At 65.3% G+C, this 16,970-nt stretch carries 19 protein-coding genes; 5 read left to right on the forward strand and 14 right to left on the reverse strand.

Going from position 1 to position 16,970, the window contains the following annotated elements; genetic code table 11:
* Window positions 1-2: 2 nt before the first annotated feature.
* The 3 genes from RQP54_RS10925 to RQP54_RS10935 form a co-directional block, all read right to left on the reverse strand.
* Entirely contained in the window at window positions 3-947 is a 945-nt protein-coding gene (locus RQP54_RS10925; protein WP_315678306.1) for a pseudouridine synthase, read from the reverse strand.
* 108 nt (window positions 948-1,055) lie between these two features.
* A complete protein-coding gene (gene trmB, locus RQP54_RS10930; protein ID WP_409997559.1) occupies window positions 1,056-1,847 on the reverse strand; it encodes a tRNA (guanosine(46)-N7)-methyltransferase TrmB in 792 nt (263 codons plus the stop codon).
* Between the two features lie 91 nt (window positions 1,848-1,938).
* A complete protein-coding gene (locus RQP54_RS10935; protein ID WP_315678307.1) occupies window positions 1,939-2,706 on the reverse strand; it encodes a transporter substrate-binding domain-containing protein in 768 nt (255 codons plus the stop codon).
* A 194-nt stretch (window positions 2,707-2,900) separates the two neighbouring features.
* On the opposite strand from RQP54_RS10935, the gene RQP54_RS10940 reads away from it, so the two are divergent.
* Window positions 2,901-3,638 (forward strand): substrate-binding periplasmic protein, encoded by a 738-nt coding sequence (locus RQP54_RS10940; protein WP_315678308.1) that lies wholly within the window; start codon window positions 2,901-2,903, stop codon window positions 3,636-3,638.
* Between the two features lie 38 nt (window positions 3,639-3,676).
* On the opposite strand, the gene arsB is transcribed toward RQP54_RS10940, so the two are convergent.
* The 4 genes from arsB to RQP54_RS10960 all read right to left on the reverse strand — a co-directional run bounded on the left by arsB (window position 3,677) and on the right by RQP54_RS10960 (window position 6,243).
* Window positions 3,677-4,750, reverse strand: a complete 1,074-nt coding sequence (gene arsB / locus RQP54_RS10945) for an ACR3 family arsenite efflux transporter (RefSeq protein ID WP_315678309.1) — start codon at window positions 4,748-4,750, stop codon at window positions 3,677-3,679.
* Between the two features lie 25 nt (window positions 4,751-4,775).
* A complete protein-coding gene (locus RQP54_RS10950; RefSeq protein ID WP_315678311.1) occupies window positions 4,776-5,270 on the reverse strand; it encodes an arsenate reductase ArsC in 495 nt (164 codons plus the stop codon).
* Window positions 5,271-5,285: 15 nt separating this feature from the next.
* Window positions 5,286-5,609: a metalloregulator ArsR/SmtB family transcription factor gene (locus RQP54_RS10955; protein WP_315678312.1), complete on the reverse strand. Its 324-nt coding sequence runs from the start codon at window positions 5,607-5,609 to the stop codon at window positions 5,286-5,288.
* A gap of 391 nt (window positions 5,610-6,000) precedes the next feature.
* Window positions 6,001-6,243: a DUF2789 family protein gene (locus RQP54_RS10960; RefSeq protein ID WP_315678313.1), complete on the reverse strand. Its 243-nt coding sequence runs from the start codon at window positions 6,241-6,243 to the stop codon at window positions 6,001-6,003.
* Window positions 6,244-6,400: 157 nt separating this feature from the next.
* Between RQP54_RS10960 and fumC the strand changes: the two genes are divergently transcribed.
* The 3 genes from fumC (at window position 6,401) to RQP54_RS10975 (ending at window position 9,636) form a co-directional block, all read left to right on the forward strand.
* The gene (gene fumC, locus RQP54_RS10965) at window positions 6,401-7,858 is read left to right on the forward strand and encodes a class II fumarate hydratase (protein ID WP_315678315.1); all 1,458 of its coding nucleotides are present in this window, start codon (window positions 6,401-6,403) and stop codon (window positions 7,856-7,858) included.
* Between the two features lie 293 nt (window positions 7,859-8,151).
* On the forward strand, window positions 8,152-8,367 hold the full coding sequence (locus RQP54_RS10970; protein WP_315678316.1) for a hypothetical protein: 216 nt from the start codon (window positions 8,152-8,154) through the stop codon (window positions 8,365-8,367).
* Window positions 8,368-9,636 (forward strand): DUF1615 domain-containing protein, encoded by a 1,269-nt coding sequence (locus RQP54_RS10975; protein ID WP_315678318.1) that lies wholly within the window; start codon window positions 8,368-8,370, stop codon window positions 9,634-9,636.
* A gap of 8 nt (window positions 9,637-9,644) precedes the next feature.
* Here the strand turns inward: RQP54_RS10975 and RQP54_RS10980 are convergent, their stop codons facing one another.
* The 7 genes from RQP54_RS10980 to RQP54_RS11010 form a co-directional block, all read right to left on the reverse strand.
* A complete protein-coding gene (locus RQP54_RS10980; protein ID WP_315678319.1) occupies window positions 9,645-10,448 on the reverse strand; it encodes a nuclear transport factor 2 family protein in 804 nt (267 codons plus the stop codon).
* 25 nt (window positions 10,449-10,473) lie between these two features.
* On the reverse strand, window positions 10,474-11,892 hold the full coding sequence (locus RQP54_RS10985; protein WP_315678320.1) for an aminotransferase class III-fold pyridoxal phosphate-dependent enzyme: 1,419 nt from the start codon (window positions 11,890-11,892) through the stop codon (window positions 10,474-10,476).
* A 160-nt stretch (window positions 11,893-12,052) separates the two neighbouring features.
* A complete protein-coding gene (locus RQP54_RS10990; protein ID WP_315678321.1) occupies window positions 12,053-12,484 on the reverse strand; it encodes a hypothetical protein in 432 nt (143 codons plus the stop codon).
* Window positions 12,485-12,661: 177 nt separating this feature from the next.
* On the reverse strand, window positions 12,662-13,093 hold the full coding sequence (locus tag RQP54_RS10995; RefSeq protein WP_315678322.1) for a VOC family protein: 432 nt from the start codon (window positions 13,091-13,093) through the stop codon (window positions 12,662-12,664).
* A complete protein-coding gene (gluQRS, locus tag RQP54_RS11000; RefSeq protein WP_315678323.1) occupies window positions 13,090-14,058 on the reverse strand; it encodes a tRNA glutamyl-Q(34) synthetase GluQRS in 969 nt (322 codons plus the stop codon). The genes RQP54_RS10995 and gluQRS overlap by 4 nt, the downstream gene beginning before the upstream one ends.
* Window positions 14,059-14,071: 13 nt before the next feature.
* A complete protein-coding gene (locus tag RQP54_RS11005) occupies window positions 14,072-15,115 on the reverse strand; it encodes an NAD(P)/FAD-dependent oxidoreductase (protein ID WP_315678325.1) in 1,044 nt (347 codons plus the stop codon).
* Between the two features lie 94 nt (window positions 15,116-15,209).
* Window positions 15,210-16,151, reverse strand: a complete 942-nt coding sequence (locus RQP54_RS11010) for a LysR family transcriptional regulator (protein ID WP_315678326.1) — start codon at window positions 16,149-16,151, stop codon at window positions 15,210-15,212.
* A gap of 106 nt (window positions 16,152-16,257) precedes the next feature.
* Between RQP54_RS11010 and RQP54_RS11015 the strand changes: the two genes are divergently transcribed.
* The gene (locus RQP54_RS11015) at window positions 16,258-16,959 is read left to right on the forward strand and encodes a pirin family protein (protein WP_315678327.1); all 702 of its coding nucleotides are present in this window, start codon (window positions 16,258-16,260) and stop codon (window positions 16,957-16,959) included.
* Window positions 16,960-16,970 lie beyond the last annotated feature (11 nt).

A 16,970-nucleotide genomic window follows, 5' to 3' on the forward strand; every position in this document is an offset into this window, starting at 1 on the left:
GGCTAGCGGCCGAAAATGCCTGCAATGTCGGCCAGATCGAGCAAGCGGCGCTGGCTGGTGAAGTGGCGGGCCTCGCCCGTCACCGGGTCGTCAATCGCAATCTCCCGGGCCAGCAACTGCAGCGGCTTGTCCGGGTCGCTGTGGCCTTCGGGGGTGAGCACCGGGTAGATGCCGTCGCCCAGCAGCGGCAGGCCGAGCGCGGCCATGTGGGCGCGCAGCTGGTGGCGCTGGCCGCTCAGGGGTTCGAGGCGGTAGCGGGCCCAGCCGTGGGCATGCTCGATGGGCGTGATGGTGGTGATGGCGTTCACTTCACCCGCTACCTCGGCCTGCTGCATGAAATGCGCGCCGACTTCCAGACGGCTTTCGCGGCGCAGCGGCCAGGGCAGGGTCGGATCCCAGCGGGCGATGGCCTCGTAGGTCTTGTGCACGGTGCGGTCACGGAACAGGGCCTGGTAGGCATTGCGCTCGGCCGGGTTCACGCTGAACAGCACCAGCCCAGCGGTGTCGAGGTCGATGCGGTGCAGGGGCGAGAGCTCGGGCAGGTTCAGGCGTGCACGCAGACGGGCCAGCAGGGTCTGGCGCACATACTTGCCGCTGGGGGTGACCGGCATGCTGTGGGGTTTGTCGGCCACCACGAGGTGCGCGTCCTGGAACAGCACCACCTCGCGCTCGCGCGGCTCCGGCTCGGCGGCCACCTCGCGGTAGTAGAACAGGCGCTGGTTTGGGGTGAACAGTGCATCCAGCGACAGCGGCTGGCCAGCGGCATCCAGCACGTCACCCGCCCGAAGGCGCTCCCGCCACGCCTCCATGCCCACATGGGCAAAGCGCTCGCTCAAGAAGGCCAGCAGGCTGGGCCAGTGGCCCGGTGGCGTGGTGAGGCTGCTGGGGGCCACGCCATCACGCGCCGGGGGGCGCACGAGTAGCTGGCGCGGGTGCTTGCGGGACATCGGGCCGTATTTCGGTTCCAAAGCGCTTGTGTCTAGGCGCGAAGCCGCAGACAGTGCACTAGTACGGCAAGGCGAAGCAACAACGACACGGGCGGTTTGGGAGCGAAATCAGACCCGCTCGAACACCACGTCCCACACGCCGTGGCCGAGCTTGATGCCGCGGTTCTCGAACTTGGTAAGCGGCCGGTAGTGGGGCTTGGGCGCGTAGCCGTTCAGCTCGGGGTGGGTGGCCAGCGCGCGGTTCTTCAGGCGCGGCTCGGCCGTGAGCACTTCGAGGATCTGCACCGCGTAGGGTTCCCAGTCGGTGGCGCAGTGGATGTAGCCGCCTACCTTCAGGCGCGCGGCCAGCTTGGCCACCAGCGGGCTCTGGATCAGGCGGCGCTTGTTGTGGCGCGTCTTGTGCCAGGGGTCGGGGAAGAAGATGTGCACGCCGTCCAGGCTCTCCAGCGGCAGCATGTGGTCGATGACCTCCACTGCGTCGTGCGCGCAGATGCGAATGTTGGTGATGCCCTGCTCGCCAATGCGCTTGAGCAGCGCCCCCACGCCGGGTTCGTGCACCTCGCAGCACAGAAAATCGGTGTCGGGCAGCACCTTGGCAATGTGGGCCGTGGCCTCGCCCATGCCGAAGCCGATTTCCAGCACCAGCGGTGCGCGGCCAGCGGCTGGAGTGCCATTTTGGCCCCTGGCCCGCGCGGAATCTGCGTAGGCCGCTTCGAAATCCATAGCGGAAGCCTGGTAGGGCAGCAAAATCTTGGGGCCTATTTCCTCGAACGCCTTGGCCTGGCCGGTCGTGGTCCGCCCGGCCCGCTTCACAAAGCTCTTGATGGTGCGCATGAAGGGTTTGTTGGGGGTACCGTCAGGCGCGGTGTCAGGGGTCTCGGGGGTGGTTTGTTCGGTCATCGGGGAAATCCTGTGGCGCGGCACGCGGGCGTGCGCGAAGGGGAGCATTGTAGGCACTGCCGCCCAAGCGCACGGTGGTGCTCACCGTGACTCAGTTGGCTGGGCTGAGGCGGTACTTCCTGACGATGCGTTGGTATTCCCCGCTGGCCTTGATGGCGGCCAAGCCGGCATTGAACTTGAGCAGCAGCGTCGCTGCGTTGGGATAGCTGCGAGAAACCATCAGGTGGTTGGCGGCTTGTTCGTTGAAGGCCTTCGGCAGGGCGCGAAACCGGTCCACCTGGTCGGGGTACAGGCGGGACACGGCATCGAAGATCACCGCCTGGTCGTCAATGTAGAGGTCAATGCGGCCGGCTTGCAGCTTCTTGATGGATTGTTCGACGGTCGAGGCGGTTTCATAACGCACACCGCTTTCGCGCAGGGGGCCTTCGGCAAAGGAGCCCTGGATGACACCTACGCGGTAGGCACGCAGGTCCTGCAGTTTCTCGAACCGCGGAGGTAGGTTCTTGTCGTTGTCTTTCGCATGGTAGACCACGGCATTGCGCACCATGTAGAGTACATCGGAAAAATCGAAACGTTCCTTGCGTTCCTTGTTGATGCCGTAGGGGAAGGCCGCAAACGCCTCACCCGTCTCCACCATGCTTTCGGCCCTGCGCCAGGGGTAGAAGCGGTAGACCGGGCGCAGGCCGGCTGCCTGGCAGATGGCGGTGACCAGGGCCGTGGTAGCTCCCTGTTCAGGCAAGCCTTGCGATGTGAACGGCGGATATTCTCCGGTGGCAAACACCACCTCCATCTCCTGCGCTCGGCTGGTTGCCGCGATACCGGTGGTCAGGGCGGCAAGGCAGATCGTACGGCGTTGCATGGTGACAGTCTCCCAGAGTGGCAGGAACGCTGATTGGCATCTTCGCACGCTTTGGCCGGTTGTGCCCAGACCTTTCGGCGATGGCCGCGGCGTCCGAGCCGCATGACGGCAGTGTTACAGTCCCGTGATCAAGCAAAGCGAAGGCGGGCCGCCACTGAGTTGCCCGCTGCGCACATCCCGTCAAAGTCGTTGGTATGGCAATGTTCCGTTTCCTGGTGTCGTTTGGGCTGCTGTTGGGTGCGCAGCAAGCGCTTGCGCTGGTGATTGGCGTGTACGAGCTCTCACCGCATATGGTGGTCGACGGGCAGAAGGAGCCCGCTGGTGCCGTGGTCGACTTTGCCCGTGAGCTGGTGGCCAAGGCACCTGATTGTGGCCCCTTGACCTGGCGCCCGACCAGCTTTGCGCGCAGCCTGCGCGAACTGGAAACCGGCGAGGTCGACATGGTGTTCATGGTGGCGCGCAACGAGCAGCGCAGCAAGGTGTTTCGCTATGGCAGCCTACCCTTGTTCGAAACCCGATCTGCCCTTGTGGTGCCGAAAGGAAGCAGCCTCGCCAACCTCACTTCCCTCGAACAGGTGCGTGGCCTGCAGATCGGTCATGCCAACGCATCCATCATTCCCGAATACCTGCGGGCTCTGAACGTGGTGGTGCATCCCATCAGTGGCGACGACTACTTTTTCCGTGGCCTCAAGATGCTGGAGAGCAAGCGCATCGACGCCTACTTCGCACCCACCCTGTCCAATGCCCAGTACCAGATGCGCAAATACGAGAACGCCGACGCGCTGACGGTGCAGCCACTGCCGGTGGAGCCGCTGGCTCTATATGTGGTCTTCAGCAAGACGCTGGACGAGAAGACCTATGCCAAGCTCGATGCGCTGATCAGCGCCAACCAGGCGCGCTACAAGCTGTTGTTGGGTAACTACCTGCGCTGATCAGGGCGCATGAGAGCACCCCGCAGGGGCCTTTGCTCCTATGCGGACTGCCTTTCGTACCAGGGCTTCGATGCGTTGACGACGCGCACCACCACCAGCATCACCGGCACTTCGATGAGTACACCCACCACCGTGGCCAGTGCAGCGCCCGACTCGAAGCCGAAGATGCTGATGGCGGCCGCCACGGCCAGCTCGAAGAAATTGGATGCACCGATGAGTGCCGAGGGGCAGGCCACGCTGTGCTTTTCGCCCAGCGCCCGGTTGAGCCCGTAGGCCAGCGCCGAATTGAAGAACACCTGGATCAGGATGGGTACGGCCAGGATGGCGATCACCAGGGGTTGCTCCAGAATCGCCTTGCCCTGGAACGCGAACAGCAGCACCAGCGTTGCCAACAGCGCCGAAATGGACCAGGGGCCGATTTGCTCCATGGCGCGCTCGAACGCGGCCTGCCCGCGCCCGAGCAGAAGCTTGCGCCACAGCTGCGCCAGCACCACCGGGATCACGATGTAGATGAGCACCGAGGTCAGCAGGGTGTCCCAGGGCACGGTGATGGCCGAAATGCCCAGCAGAAAACCCACCAGCGGCGCAAAGGCAAACACCATGATGGTGTCGTTGAGCGCCACCTGCGACAGCGTGAACAGCGGGTCGCCCTGGGTGAGCTTGCTCCAGACGAACACCATGGCCGTGCAGGGGGCAGCGGCCAGCAGGATCAGGCCCGCGATGTAGCTGTCGATCTGCTCCGCGGGCAGCCAGCCCACAAACACGTGCCGCACGAACACCCAGCCCAGAAACGCCATCGAAAACGGCTTGACCAGCCAGTTCACGAACAGCGTCACGCCAATGCCGCGCACGTGCTGGCGCACTTCGTGCAGGGCGCCGAAGTCCACCTTCACGAGCATCGGAATGATCATTACCCAGATCAGCAGCCCCACGGGCAGATTGACCTTGGCGACTTCCATGCGGCCAATGGCCTGGAAAATGTCGGGAAGCATCTGCCCCAGGCCAATGCCGGCCACGATGCAGAGAAACACCCACACGGTCAGGTACCGCTCAAAGGTGTTCATGGGGGCCTTGGCCGCTGCCTTGGCGGTCACTTCGCACTGTGCGCTCATGGTTCTTGCTTCTTCCTTGTCGGGGTCAATGGGAATAGATGTCGCTCAGGGCCTTTTGCAGCTCGGCGTTGCCCATCTGCTCCAGCGGCAACTCCAGCAGCTGCAGCATGCGAAAACCGATGGCCTGGCGCGTCAGCTCGAATGCCTGGCGCTTGCCCTCGTCGCCACCCAGGGCGTTTGACGGGTCGGGATAGCCCCAATGCACCTTCACGGGGCTGCCTGGCCAGAACGGGCAGGTCTCGGCAGCGGCGCTGTCGCACACGGTAATCACGATGCGCATCTGCGGCGCATCGGGGGTGGTGAACTCGTCCCAGCTCTTGCTGCGGTAGGCGCTGGTGTCCACCCCGGCGCGCTGCAGTGCTTCGAGCGCAAAGGGGTTGAGGCGGCCACTGGGCGCGCTGCCCGCGCTGTGGGCGCGCACGTCCAGCCCGCGCTGTTGTGCCAGGTGGTTGAGCATGCCCTCGGCCAGCACGCTGCGGGCCGAGTTGTGGGTGCACAGGATCAGGACGTGGGTGGTCATGGTTCTCTCAGTAGTTCAGCAATCGCATTGCAGGGTGGGGGTGGGCGTGCAGGGCGCGCCCTGGCAGCAGTTCTCGGTCAGGTAGGCCAGCACGGCGTTCATGGATTCGATGGCGGCGCGGTACACCAGATTGCGCCCCTGGCGCTCCTGGGTAATGAGTCCGGCATGCATCAGCTCCTTCAGGTGGAAGGACAGCGCATTCGGGGCAATGGCCAGCTGCTCGGCCAGCTGCCCCGGGTTCAGCCCGCCAGAGCCCGCCTGCACCAGGGCCCGAAAGGCCCGCAGGCGAACCTCTTGGGCCAGCGCGGCCAGGGCACGAATGACGTCGACTTCTTGCATGGGTGAATAATACAACGATTATTGAAATGATTGGCCGACCAAACCCGAACGAAGGCACGCATTGGCCAGGGCGGCTGGCTTACACATGGTCTAGTGCGGGCGCGAGCATCACCGCTGCCACTGCCATGTGGCGGGCTACTGGGCCGAGTGACGGGATACGACTGAATGCGGTTCTCCGCATTTATGGATTGCCTGCCCGATAGCAGACATCCGATCAATTGCAAACTAGGCGCACCTGCCGAAGTAGCCTATGCAGTGGTTGCCATCATTGAATCCACTTCTCCACGCTGCGAGAACACAGTTGCATGGAGAGGAAAGGCGCACCACATACAGACGCTGGCAGTGCTGGAACTCGAATCGCCCGACGCGCCTTGGCGACGCGCTACACGCATCAATGCTGGATTTCGCGCAGGGCGAGATTGAGCTGGTCCACCACACCGGTCCAATCTGCATCGTCCTGCAGCTGTTCGCGCAGCAGCGCAGCCTGGGCGGGCGACCAGAATGCGGCGTCCTCCACCCGGGTTTCGGCACCGAGCGGCGAGTGGCTCTGGATGAAGGCCGCGATGCCGGGCACATCAGCCGGCAGCCCCAGCTGCTCGAACAGTTCGCAGAAGCGATGAAAGTGGGGAGACATGGTGGGCGTCCTTTCTGTACGTTCTTGCGGCATACGCCGTTCCCGCATCTTGGACTTGTTGCGGGTTGGGTGTCTAATGGCTGCCAGAGACCCCGGTGCGGTGGGGGGCAAGTCGGCATGTGTCGGCATTCGGGCGCCGCAGATCAGGAGCGTTGCCATGTCCACGTCGCCACACACGGCCGCCACCCTTACTGGCACAGTGCCGTCCCCGCTGCCCGTCACCCGCACTGAACACGATAGCTTCGGATCCATTGAGGTTCCGGCAGACTGCCTGTGGGGCGCGCAGACCCAGCGGTCCTTGGGCTTCTTCGATATTTCCACGGAGCGGATGCCTCCAGAGTTCATCAGCGCACTGGCGCTCGTCAAGCGGGCCAGCGCCCAGGCGAACCTAAGCCTCAAGCTATTGCCCGCCGACAAGGCCGTGGCGATTACCACCGCCGCCGAAGAGGTTGCCTCCGGCCAGCACGCCCGGGAATTTCCACTCGCAGTCTGGCAGACCGGCTCGGGCACACAAAGCAATATGAACATGAATGAGGTGCTGGCCAACCGCGCTTCAGAGCTGCTGGGTGGCCCGCGCGGGCCGGGCCGGCTGGTGCACCCCAACGACGAGGTCAACCTGGGTCAGTCGTCAAACGACGTGATACCCACGGCCATGCACCTGGCGGCCGCGCTGGGCATAGGCACCGCGCTTCTGCCGGCACTGGCCGGGTTGCGCTCGACGCTGGCGGCCAAGAGCGCGGCCTTTTCCAGCATCGTCAAGATCGGCCGCACCCACCTGCAGGACGCCACGCCGCTGACCCTGGGGGATGAGTTCTCTGGCTATGTGGCGCAGCTGGAGCACGCCCACACACACATCCAGGCCACACTGGCCTCGCTCTATCCGCTGGCCATCGGCGGCACCGCCGTGGGCACGGGCCTGAACACCCATCCCGAGTTCGGGCCGCGGGTGGCCGCCGAGTTGGCTCAGGGCACGCAGCTGCCTTTCACCAGCGCGCATAACAAGTTCGCTGCGCTGGCTGCGCATGACGGTCTGGTTGCCATGCATGGCGCCCTGAAAACCTTGGCTGTGGCGCTGATGAAGATCACCAACGATGTGCGCTGGCTGGCCTCGGGGCCGCGTTCGGGGCTGGGCGAGATCAGCATCCCCGAAAACGAGCCGGGCAGCTCGATCATGCCGGGCAAGGTGAACCCGACCCAGTGTGAGGCGCTGACGATGGTCTGCTGCCAGATCATGGGCAACGACGTGGCCATCAGCGTGGGCGGGGCCTCGGGCAATTTCGAACTGAATGTCTACAAGCCGCTGATCGCCCACAACCTGCTGCAGAGCATTCGGCTGCTGGCTGACGGCATGGCAAGCTTCGATGCACATTGCGCGCGCGGCATCGAACCCCACCCGGCACGCATTCGCGAACTGCTGGAGCGCTCACTGATGCTGGTGACGGCGCTGGCGCCGCACATCGGCTACGACCGCGCCGCTGCAATTGCGAACCGGGCGCACCAGGAGGGCAGCGCGCTGCGCGACGCGGCACTGGCACTGGGCGAGGTGTCCGCGGAGGATTTCGACCGCTGGGTAGTGCCGGCCCGGATGGCGGGCAACGTGCGCTCCGAACCATGAGTTCGTGCAGCACGTCCACCACAAAGGCCCGCTGGAACCGCGACACCCGTGCATGCCCCCAACCTGCATCGCTACCTAAGTTGATTCGCCCCGGCATCACCAGACACCACTGAACTCCAAAGCCGACACTCATGGAAGACGGCTATTGGCCCACGCCCGCCCCAAGTTCACCCATTCCTTCCCCAAGCCCTTTGCATCCGTGTTGCGGGTGGTTCGTTCGGCCCGGGAGTCTGAGCAGGCCGATTTCCGCCCGCCGCGAGCGGGATAATGCATCAACCAACAAGGAGACGGGCATGGGGCTGACGGGAGCGGTAGTGCTGGTGCTGAACATCTGCTTGCTGGTGGGATTCTTGCGCCGGGACAGCGAGCCCTGGGCCTGGGCGGCGCTGGTGCTGCTGTGGGCCGGGGGTACGTGGGCGGGGCTGGTGACCAGCGTGCTGGCCTCCATCGCGTTGACGCTGGCCTGCGCGAAGCTGCGTGCGCTGCGCGAGCGCCCACCGGCACCGTAAATGTCCAACCCTACCGATCGCGATGAAGCCGCCTGGATGCACCGCAAGTCCACCCAAGCCGTTGGCGACATGCCCCCTGATGCAGCCCGTGGCAGCAGCGCTGGGGCGCGAGCCCTGGCGCTGCTGGGTCTGGTGCTGCTCGCATCCTGCGCCTCGGTGCAGCCGCCAGCGCCGGGCCCCGTTTTGCCCCCCGATTTGCACAGCGCCCAGCGCGATGTGCTCTGGACCGATCTGGACGATGCCGCACACCGGGAACGGGTCGTGCGCCTCATTCCAGGCAGCGTGAAAGACCGCATCGGGTGGGCGGTGGACCTGCAGCTGGCCTTCAGCGCCCTGAAGATCGTGCCGGCGGCACCGAGCTACTGCGCGGTCATCGCCGTGGTGGAGCAGGAGTCGTGCTTCCAGACCGACCCGGTGGTGGCGGGTCTGCCCGCCATCGTGCAGCGTGAACTGGAGCGCCGTGCGGACAAGTACAGCATTCCCATGCTGCTCGTCAACACCGCCTTGCTGGTGCGTTCGCCCAACGGGCGCAGCTACCGCGAGCGCATTGACGCGCTCAAGACCGAAAAGGAGCTTAGCGACCTGTTTGACGACATGCTGGCCGAATTGCCCTTCGGCAAGGACTGGCTGGCCGACAGGAACCCGGTGCACACCGCCGGGCCCATGCAGGTGAGCATCCGCTTTGCCGAGCAGCACACGGCGCGCACGCCGTACCCCTACACCCTGGGCAAGCGCGTGCGCGACGACGTGTTCACCCGCCGTGGCGGGTTGTACTTCGGTGCGGCCATTCTGCTGGACTATGCCGCGCCGTATGACGATGTGCTGTACCGCTTTGCCGACTTCAATGCCGGGCAGTTCAGCAGCCGCAATGCGGCCTTCCAGCGGGCACTGGCGCGGCTGGCCCGTACCGACATTGCCCCCGATGGCGATTTGCTGCGCTACGACACCGAAGGCCTGCCCAGCGAGGCCCCCAGCCAGGAGGAGCGCGCCCTGCAGGCCCTGGCATCCCCGCTGGGGCTGAGCCCGGCGCAGATACGCAGCGACCTGCTGCTGGAAAAGACCGCATCGTTTGGCTCCAGCCGCTTGTACGAGCGGGTGTTTGCACTGGCGCAAACCAGCACCAGCCAGCCGCTGCCGCGCCAGGCCATGCCGAAGATCGACCTGAGCAGTCCCAAGATCACGCGCAAGCTCACCACCGAATGGTTTGCCCAGCGCGTGCTCAAGCGCTACCAGACCTGTCTGGCCCGCGATGCGGCCGCAGGGGGCTGAGCCACGACCTATAGGGGTGGTGTAGGGGGCGTTTCGCTGCGCAACCAGGCGGCGGGCGACATGCCGGTGGCGGTGCGAAACGCGGCATAGAAGGTGCTGGCCGAGCGAAAGCCTGCCGCTTCGGCCCAGCCCAGCGCGCCGCCGGTAGCCGGGGGCGGCACGCGGCGCAGCAGGTGCTCCACGCGCATGCCGTTCACGTAATCGAAGAAGCCCACGCCGCGCACCTGGTTCAGGGCAAACGAAATCTGGTTGCGGGTGTAGCCCGTGGCCGCTGCCACTTGGGGCAAGGACAAGGCGGGGTCCAGAAAGGGAAGCGCGCTGCGCATCCAGCCGTCCAGGTCGGCCAGCAGAAAGCCGATTTCGCGTGCTGACAGGCCTATCTTGCCAATGCCCATGCCGCCGCCGGTACCGCCTGAGCTGGGTTTACCCTTGCGCGTGCTGGGCAGTGCCGTGCGCGCTTCTGGAATGGCGTATTCGTCGATGGCGATGATGCGAGCGTCCTGCACGCGCACGATGTCGCAGGCCGTCACGGCCAGCAACTCATCACCCGCGCTGGAGCGTATGGTTTCGCGGTAGCGCAGCGTTACGGTGTCGTCGTCCACGCGGGGGCGGTCGGTGTAGTGCAGCGAATCGAGCTGCGAGCGCTTCAGGATGCCGGCTACATGGGTGTGCACCGCCGTGCCGGCGTAACGCTGGCCCGCGTAGTGGTCGGTGAACACGATGTCAGGGTGGTACAGCGCACACAAGCCCGCCAGGTCGGCCAGGGCCCAGCGGGTGTTGTGTTCGGTCACGATGTGCAGTGCGTCTGGCATGGCGGCACTGTACTACCGCCGGGGGCTAGCGCTGTGCCGTGGCCACCGCATCCTGCACGTCGATGCGCTCCTTGGGCGGGTTGGCAGCCACCTCGCGCACGGCCAGGGCAATCTGCTCGCAGCTGTGGCGAAACACCTCGGGGGTCATGGTCAGTGCGGGTTGCAGCCGGTAGTGCCACTTGCCGCGCTGCGAAATGCCCACAACACCGCGGCGCAGCACCGCATGGTGCACCGCGTATTGGAAGGCCGGGGCCGGGCGGTTGCTGGCCTTGTCCACCACAAATTCCAGCGCGGCCATGGCACCCACGGCGCGCACGTCGCCCAGCTGCTCCACCTCGGCTTTCAGCGGCTCCAGCACCTCCTTGAAGATGCGCTCCAACGCCAGTGCGTTTTCCAGTACGCCCCCGGCTTCGATGAGCTCAATGCCCGCCAGTGCCCCGGCACAGGCTGCCGGGGCAAAGCCGTAGGTGCTGCCCAGGTGCAGCTCGGTGTGGGCCATGACCGCATCGGTGCCCAGCACGGCGGCAATAGGCTGGCCGCCCGCGGCAAAGGCCTTGCCCAGCAGCAGCAGGTCGGGGTCAATGCCCTCCCAGCGCTGCATGGCGAACATGGTGCCGGTGCGGCCCATGCAGGTCTGCACCTCGTCCAGGCACAAGAGCCAGCCCCAGCGCTTGCACAGCGCGCCCAGCCGGTCCCAGAAGCGCTGCGAGGGTGCGTGGATGCCGCCTTCACCCAGCACGGGTTCGATCATCACCCCCGCCACCTGGCACGGATGCACCTGCTGGATGAGCAGGTAGTCCAGGTAGTCCAGCACCTCGCATTCGTCCACTGGGCCGGGGCCACGGCGAAAGGGCGAGCGGAAGCGGTTGGGGTAGGGCACCATGACCACCCCCGACACGTACTGCGTGCGCCCTGACGACACGTTGGACAGGTCGCTGGAGGCACCAGCGGTCATGTAGGTCGATTCGCCGTGGTACTGCCCGCCAAAGGTGATGATGAGCGGGCGCTTGGTGGCCTCGCGCATGAACTTCACCGCCGCTTCCACCGCCAGCGTGCCGGACACGGAGTACTCGACGCGGCTCAGGCGCCCGGGTGCGATGCGGGTGAGCTTGTCCACCAGGCTGAAGGCCGCCTGGTTGGGCAGCCAGCCGCTGATCTGCATGCCGTGGCGCGCCCAGGCCGCATCCATGGCCGCCTTCACCGTGGGTGGCGTGGGTCCGAAAGGCGACGCGCCCCAGGCCGACATGTGGTCGGCAAAGGTATTGCCGTCGGCGTCTTCAATCAGGTAGCCGCGCTTGCCCACTTCGAGCAGCGGGTAGATCTCGTGGTCGGCATTGGCCCCGGTGAGCTGTGCGTCGTGCCGCGCAAACAGCGCGCTGGACGCCGGGCCGGGTAGCGCGGTATGGACTTGGGGGAGTTCGTAGAAGGGGTTCTTGGTAAGCATCGTCTGTCTCCTGTGCGATGCCCGCCAGTGTTCCCGCAACCCGCGCCCAGCGCTATGCGGGCGGATCCGCACGAAAGGGGGGAAGGGATCGGAGCTTTCGGTGAGTGCGGGCGTTCAAGCGTTGAGGACGCTTGAACGGTGCACTGGTGAATAGGGATGTTTAACGTTGGCGCAAGGTTGCATTGCGCTCACACGCGATCTTGATTGATGTGAAAGTCAGATTCATCTTCGGGTGGTAATACGTGAGCTGGTTATCGTTTACTGATTTAACTTCGTATGAATCGGTGTACTGCGGATCGGTGGTATCCACTGATGTACCAGCGACTCGTAGCGTCAGCGTTGTGTAGACACCGTCCTTGTGATTCCACTTACCTTCTTCGGTGTTTACAGGTTGATCCGCTCCGCGTTCATTGAGTCCGAATTCAATGGAGAACGTGCCATCAGGCCGCCGGTTCATGAACCACTTGGTCTTGCGTTGCAAGACTGGTTGGAAGTCTTCGCCCGACCAACAGCCAATCAGTGGGTCGTCGGGGTCTGGTTTCGGAAACTCGCTACTGCAAGCAGCAAGCACGGCCAAGGCGAGAAAAATCAAGGTGGGAGTGTGGTTGGGCATGTTCCGCGCGGCCTAATGTGTGAAATATCTCGACCGACGCAGTCGGCCTGGGGCGGATGTATTGGAGAGGTTGACGGAGTTTGCAGACTTCTCACTGCCGCAGTAGGAATAGCCAGATTTGCGCGTACCACCTGCTCCCCCCCAGTCCGCACCCTCTCAGTGTTCAAACACCTGCTCCCAGCGCGCGAAGCCTTTCACTTCAATCGGGTTGCCAAACGGGTCGCGGAAAAACAGGGTCCATTGCTCGCCAGACTGGCCGGCAAAGCGGCATTGCGGCGGCAGCACGAAGTCCACACCGGCCTGCGTCAACCGCTCGGCCAGGACTTTCCATGCCGGCAGTTCCAGCACCAGGCCGAAGTGGGGCATGGGCACCATGTGCTCGCCCACCTTGCCGGTGTTGGTGGTGGCAAAGGGTTCACCCAGGTGCAGGGATAGCTGGTGGCCGTACAGGCTGAAGTCCACCCAGGTGTCGGTGCTGCGGCCCTCGGTGCATCCCAGCACGCCGCCGTAGAAGCGCCGCGCTTCGTGGAGGTCGCGCACATGAAAGGCCAGGTGGAACACGCTGCGGGGGAGGTCGGTGGTCGTCATGCGGTGCCCTTCAAGTAGTGGGCGGACCAAGCGGTCACCCAGTGGTGCAATGCTTCGGGAATGGTGCTGGCGCTGCCCGCGGGCAGGCCCAGTTTCGTGGCGGCGGCCTGCAGTGCGGCCAGCGGGTCGTGCAGGTCCAGCGGCTGGGCGCCATTTTGCTTGCTGAGCTTTTCGCCGTTCGCACCGAGCACCAGCGGGGTGTGCAGGTAGCGTGGCGTGGGTAGTTGCAAAGCCCGTTGCAGCAGGATCTGGCGGGCCGTGTTGTCCGCCAGGTCCTGGCCGCGCACCACGTCGGTGATGCCTTGGGCGGCATCGTCGACCACCACCGCCAGCTGGTAGGCCCACAGGCCGTCGGCGCGGCGCAGCACAAAGTCGCCCACCTCGTGCTCCACGTCCTGCGTCTGTGGGCCCAGGCGGCGGTCACTCCAGTGCAGGGTGGCATCCTTGGTTGCTATGAATTCAGTAGCTGTCTGCGCAATTTCCATGCGGGCTGGAGGCTGTTTTTGTGGGTGAGTCCGTTCCATGCAGCGCCCCGTGTACAAGCGCCAGGCGCGCGCGCTGCGCCCGTACAGGCCGCTGCGGCAGGTGCCGGGGTAGACCAGCTCACCGTGGCGCGGCTTGTGCTGGCCCGCCTGCTGCAGTGCCTGCTCGATGTCCTTGCGTGAGCAGGCGCAGGGGTAGGCCAGGCCTTGCTCCACCAGGCGTTGCAGGGCCTGTTCGTACAGCGCACCGCGCTGGCTCTGCCACACCGGTGGCTCGTCGGGCACGAGGCCACAGGTGGCCAACTGCTGCAATATGGTCGTGTCCGCACCGGGCAAGCAGCGCGGCGTGTCCACGTCTTCGATGCGCACCAGCCAGCGGCCGCCGTGTGCACGCGCGTCGAGCCAGCTGGCCAGCGCGGCCACGAGGGACCCGGCATGCAGGGTGCCGGTGGGGGAGGGTGCGAAGCGGCCGGCGTACGGCATCAACCCAGATGGATTAGCAGAGCTTCAAGGCCATTTCCAGACCCGAGACAAATGCGTCTTCCACGCGGTGGCCCAGGCACCAGTCGCCACAGACTCCGATGCCGGCCTTGCTGTCCCACAGGAAGCTCTTGCCCAGCGGGTTGAGGGTCTTGGCGTAGAGCCAGCGGTGCACTTCGGTGTGGTTGGGCTGGGCGCGGATGCCGGTGATCTCGGCAAAGGCCTTGAGCAGCTTGGCTTCGATGCGGCTGGGGTCGTCCTGCAGGTGTTCGTTGGACCATTCGGCGCTGGCCTGCACGGTCCAGCGCTCCACCATGCCGCGCTGGGGCTTGCTCGATTCGCGGGCCAGCCAAGCCAGGCGGTGGTGGGTGCTGCGCGCGGCGTTCCACTGCGGGCCCAGGGTGGTCAGGCCCGGCTGAGACGCCTGGGCAAAGGCCAGCATCAGGGTCCAACAGGGGGCCACACTCACCTTGTCGAGCTGGCCTGCCATTTCCTTGGCCCCAGCCGTGGCGCCGAGCAGAACCTGGGCCTGGGCTGCGGGAATGGCCAGCACCACAGCATCGAATCCGTCGTAGACGTGCATGCTGTCGTCAGCGGCACTGGTGCGCAGCTGCCACTGACCCTTGTGGATCGGGTCGCGCTCGATGGCGGTCACACACACGCCGCTGTGCAACTGGCCTGCGGCCACCAGCGGTTGCGCCCAGGTGCCCACCACGCTGTTCATGTCGGGCGTGCCGACGAAATGCGCTTCCTTGCTGGGGCGCGGGGCTTCCACCACGTGTCCACGCGCGTCGAGCACGCGCACGGCGTTGGCGCTCCAGGGCCGGCAGATGCCGGGCGTCGATTGCAGTGCCGTGCTGAAGCGCGGGTCGCGCACGGTGAAGTACTGCGCCCCATGGTCAAAGCTGCCAAAGGCACTGCTGCGCGTGGCCATGCGCCCGCCGGGGCGCCGCCCCTTGTCCAGCACCGTGACGCGATGGCCCGCCTGTGCCAGGGTGCGTGCGCACGCAATGCCGGCCATTCCCGCGCCGATGACTGCAATGTGTTGGGCTGCTTTCATGCCTGCGAATCTCCTGAGGTTGGGGTTGGTGGCCCGTCACGGTGGCGGGTCCCTGTGCACACTATATACCCGGCGTGGCGTGTCTATGGGGTGGTCAGAGGCTGCGGTGGTGGTGCAGCAGGGCATTGCGTGTGGCGGGTGACTCCAGCTGGTCCAGCCACCACTGCAAGGCCCGCCCCAGTGCCTGCCCCTTGCCGGCGCGCCAGGCGTAGGCAATGTCGACCTGGCGCTGCCCGCGCACGGTTTTCTTCACTACCAGGCGACCCGAGTCGATGTAGGGCGAGGCCATGCACTGGGGCACATTGCCGCCACCGAGACCGCGCAACTGGGCATCGATCTTGGCGGCCATGGTTGGCACGGTGAATACGTCCTGCCCGGTGAGCAGCCCGAACGTCAGACCACTGCCGCGCTGTACCGAGTCGGCCACGGCGACCGCGCGGTACTGCTGCAGCACCTCGTCGCTGATCGGCTCCTCGGCGGCAGCCAAGGGGTGGTGCGGCGCGACCGCATAGACGAACTGCACCTGTCCCAGGACCTTGGTCTGGATGGTGGCGGTGTGCGAGCCGTCCGGCGTGACGCCGATGGCCATGTCGGCCTGCCCGCTGGTCAGGGCTTCCAGGGTGCCGGACAGGGTTTCCTCGCGGATGCGGATGCGGGTGGGAGGCTTCTGGGAAAAGAACGCATCGCACAGTTCCATGATGGTGGCTTTGGAGATGATCGTGTCCACGGCCAGCGTGAGCTGCGACTCCCAGCCCGTAGCCACGCGTTTGACGCGGTTGGCCACGGCATCGATCTCCTGCAGCAGTCGCGTACCCTCGCGCAGCAATTCGGCGCCGGCCGGTGTGAGCTTGGCCTGGCGCGAGCTGCGGTCGTACAGCAGCACGTCGAGCGCGTCCTCGATCTGCCGCACGCGGTAGGTGAGGGTGCTGGGCACCAGCCCCAACTCCCGGGCCGCTGCAGCAAAGCTGCCGGTGGCTGCAATGGTCTGCAGCATGGAGAGGGCATCGGGGGTCAGAAGATCGCGTGCGGATTGCATGGTTATTTCATTTCAATTCGAATGGATTGAATGATGCCATCAATGGCCATGCAATGCATATCGCCTTCGCCGATCCACAATTGCCCAACATTAGGAGGTGCCACAGATGCTCACCGTTCGCAAATCGCAGGACCGCGGCTATGCCGACCACGGCTGGCTCAAGTCGTACCACAGCTTCTCGTTTGCCGAGTACTTTGACCCCCAGTTCATGGGCTGGGGCAACCTGCGCGTCATCAATGAAGACCGCGTAGCCCCGGGGACCGGGTTTGGCACCCATGGACACCGCGACATGGAAATCGTGAGCTACGTGGTTTCGGGTGAACTGGCCCACAAGGACAGCATGGGCAATGCCAGCGCCATCCCGCCCGGCGACGTGCAGCGCATGAGTGCCGGCAGCGGCGTGCGGCACAGTGAGTTCAACCATGCCCAGGGCCAGCAGACCCACTTCTTCCAGATCTGGATCGAGCCTTCGGTCGCAGGCATTGCGCCGGGCTACGAGCAAAAGACCTTTGCCGATGCCGAGAAGCGCGGTGCGCTGCGCCTGGTGGCTTCCCCCGACGGAGCGCAGGGCTCGGTCACCATCCATGCCGATGCGAGTCTCTACGCCGGGCACTTCGATGGCGCTGAGCAGGCGCAGCTGACTCTCGCTGCGGGCCGCAAGGCCTATGTGCACGTGGTGCGTGGTGCCGTGAGCGTCAACGGCACCGGTCTGCAGACCGGAGACGCCGCCATGCTGGCGGACGAGTCCGACCTGCGCATCAGCGACGGCAAGGACGCTGAAGTTTTGGTATTCGACCTGCAGCCTTGACGGCAGCGGTT

This window comes from Curvibacter sp. APW13 (assembly GCF_032337135.1).
In the GTDB taxonomy this organism is placed as follows: domain Bacteria; phylum Pseudomonadota; class Gammaproteobacteria; order Burkholderiales; family Burkholderiaceae_C; genus Allorhodoferax.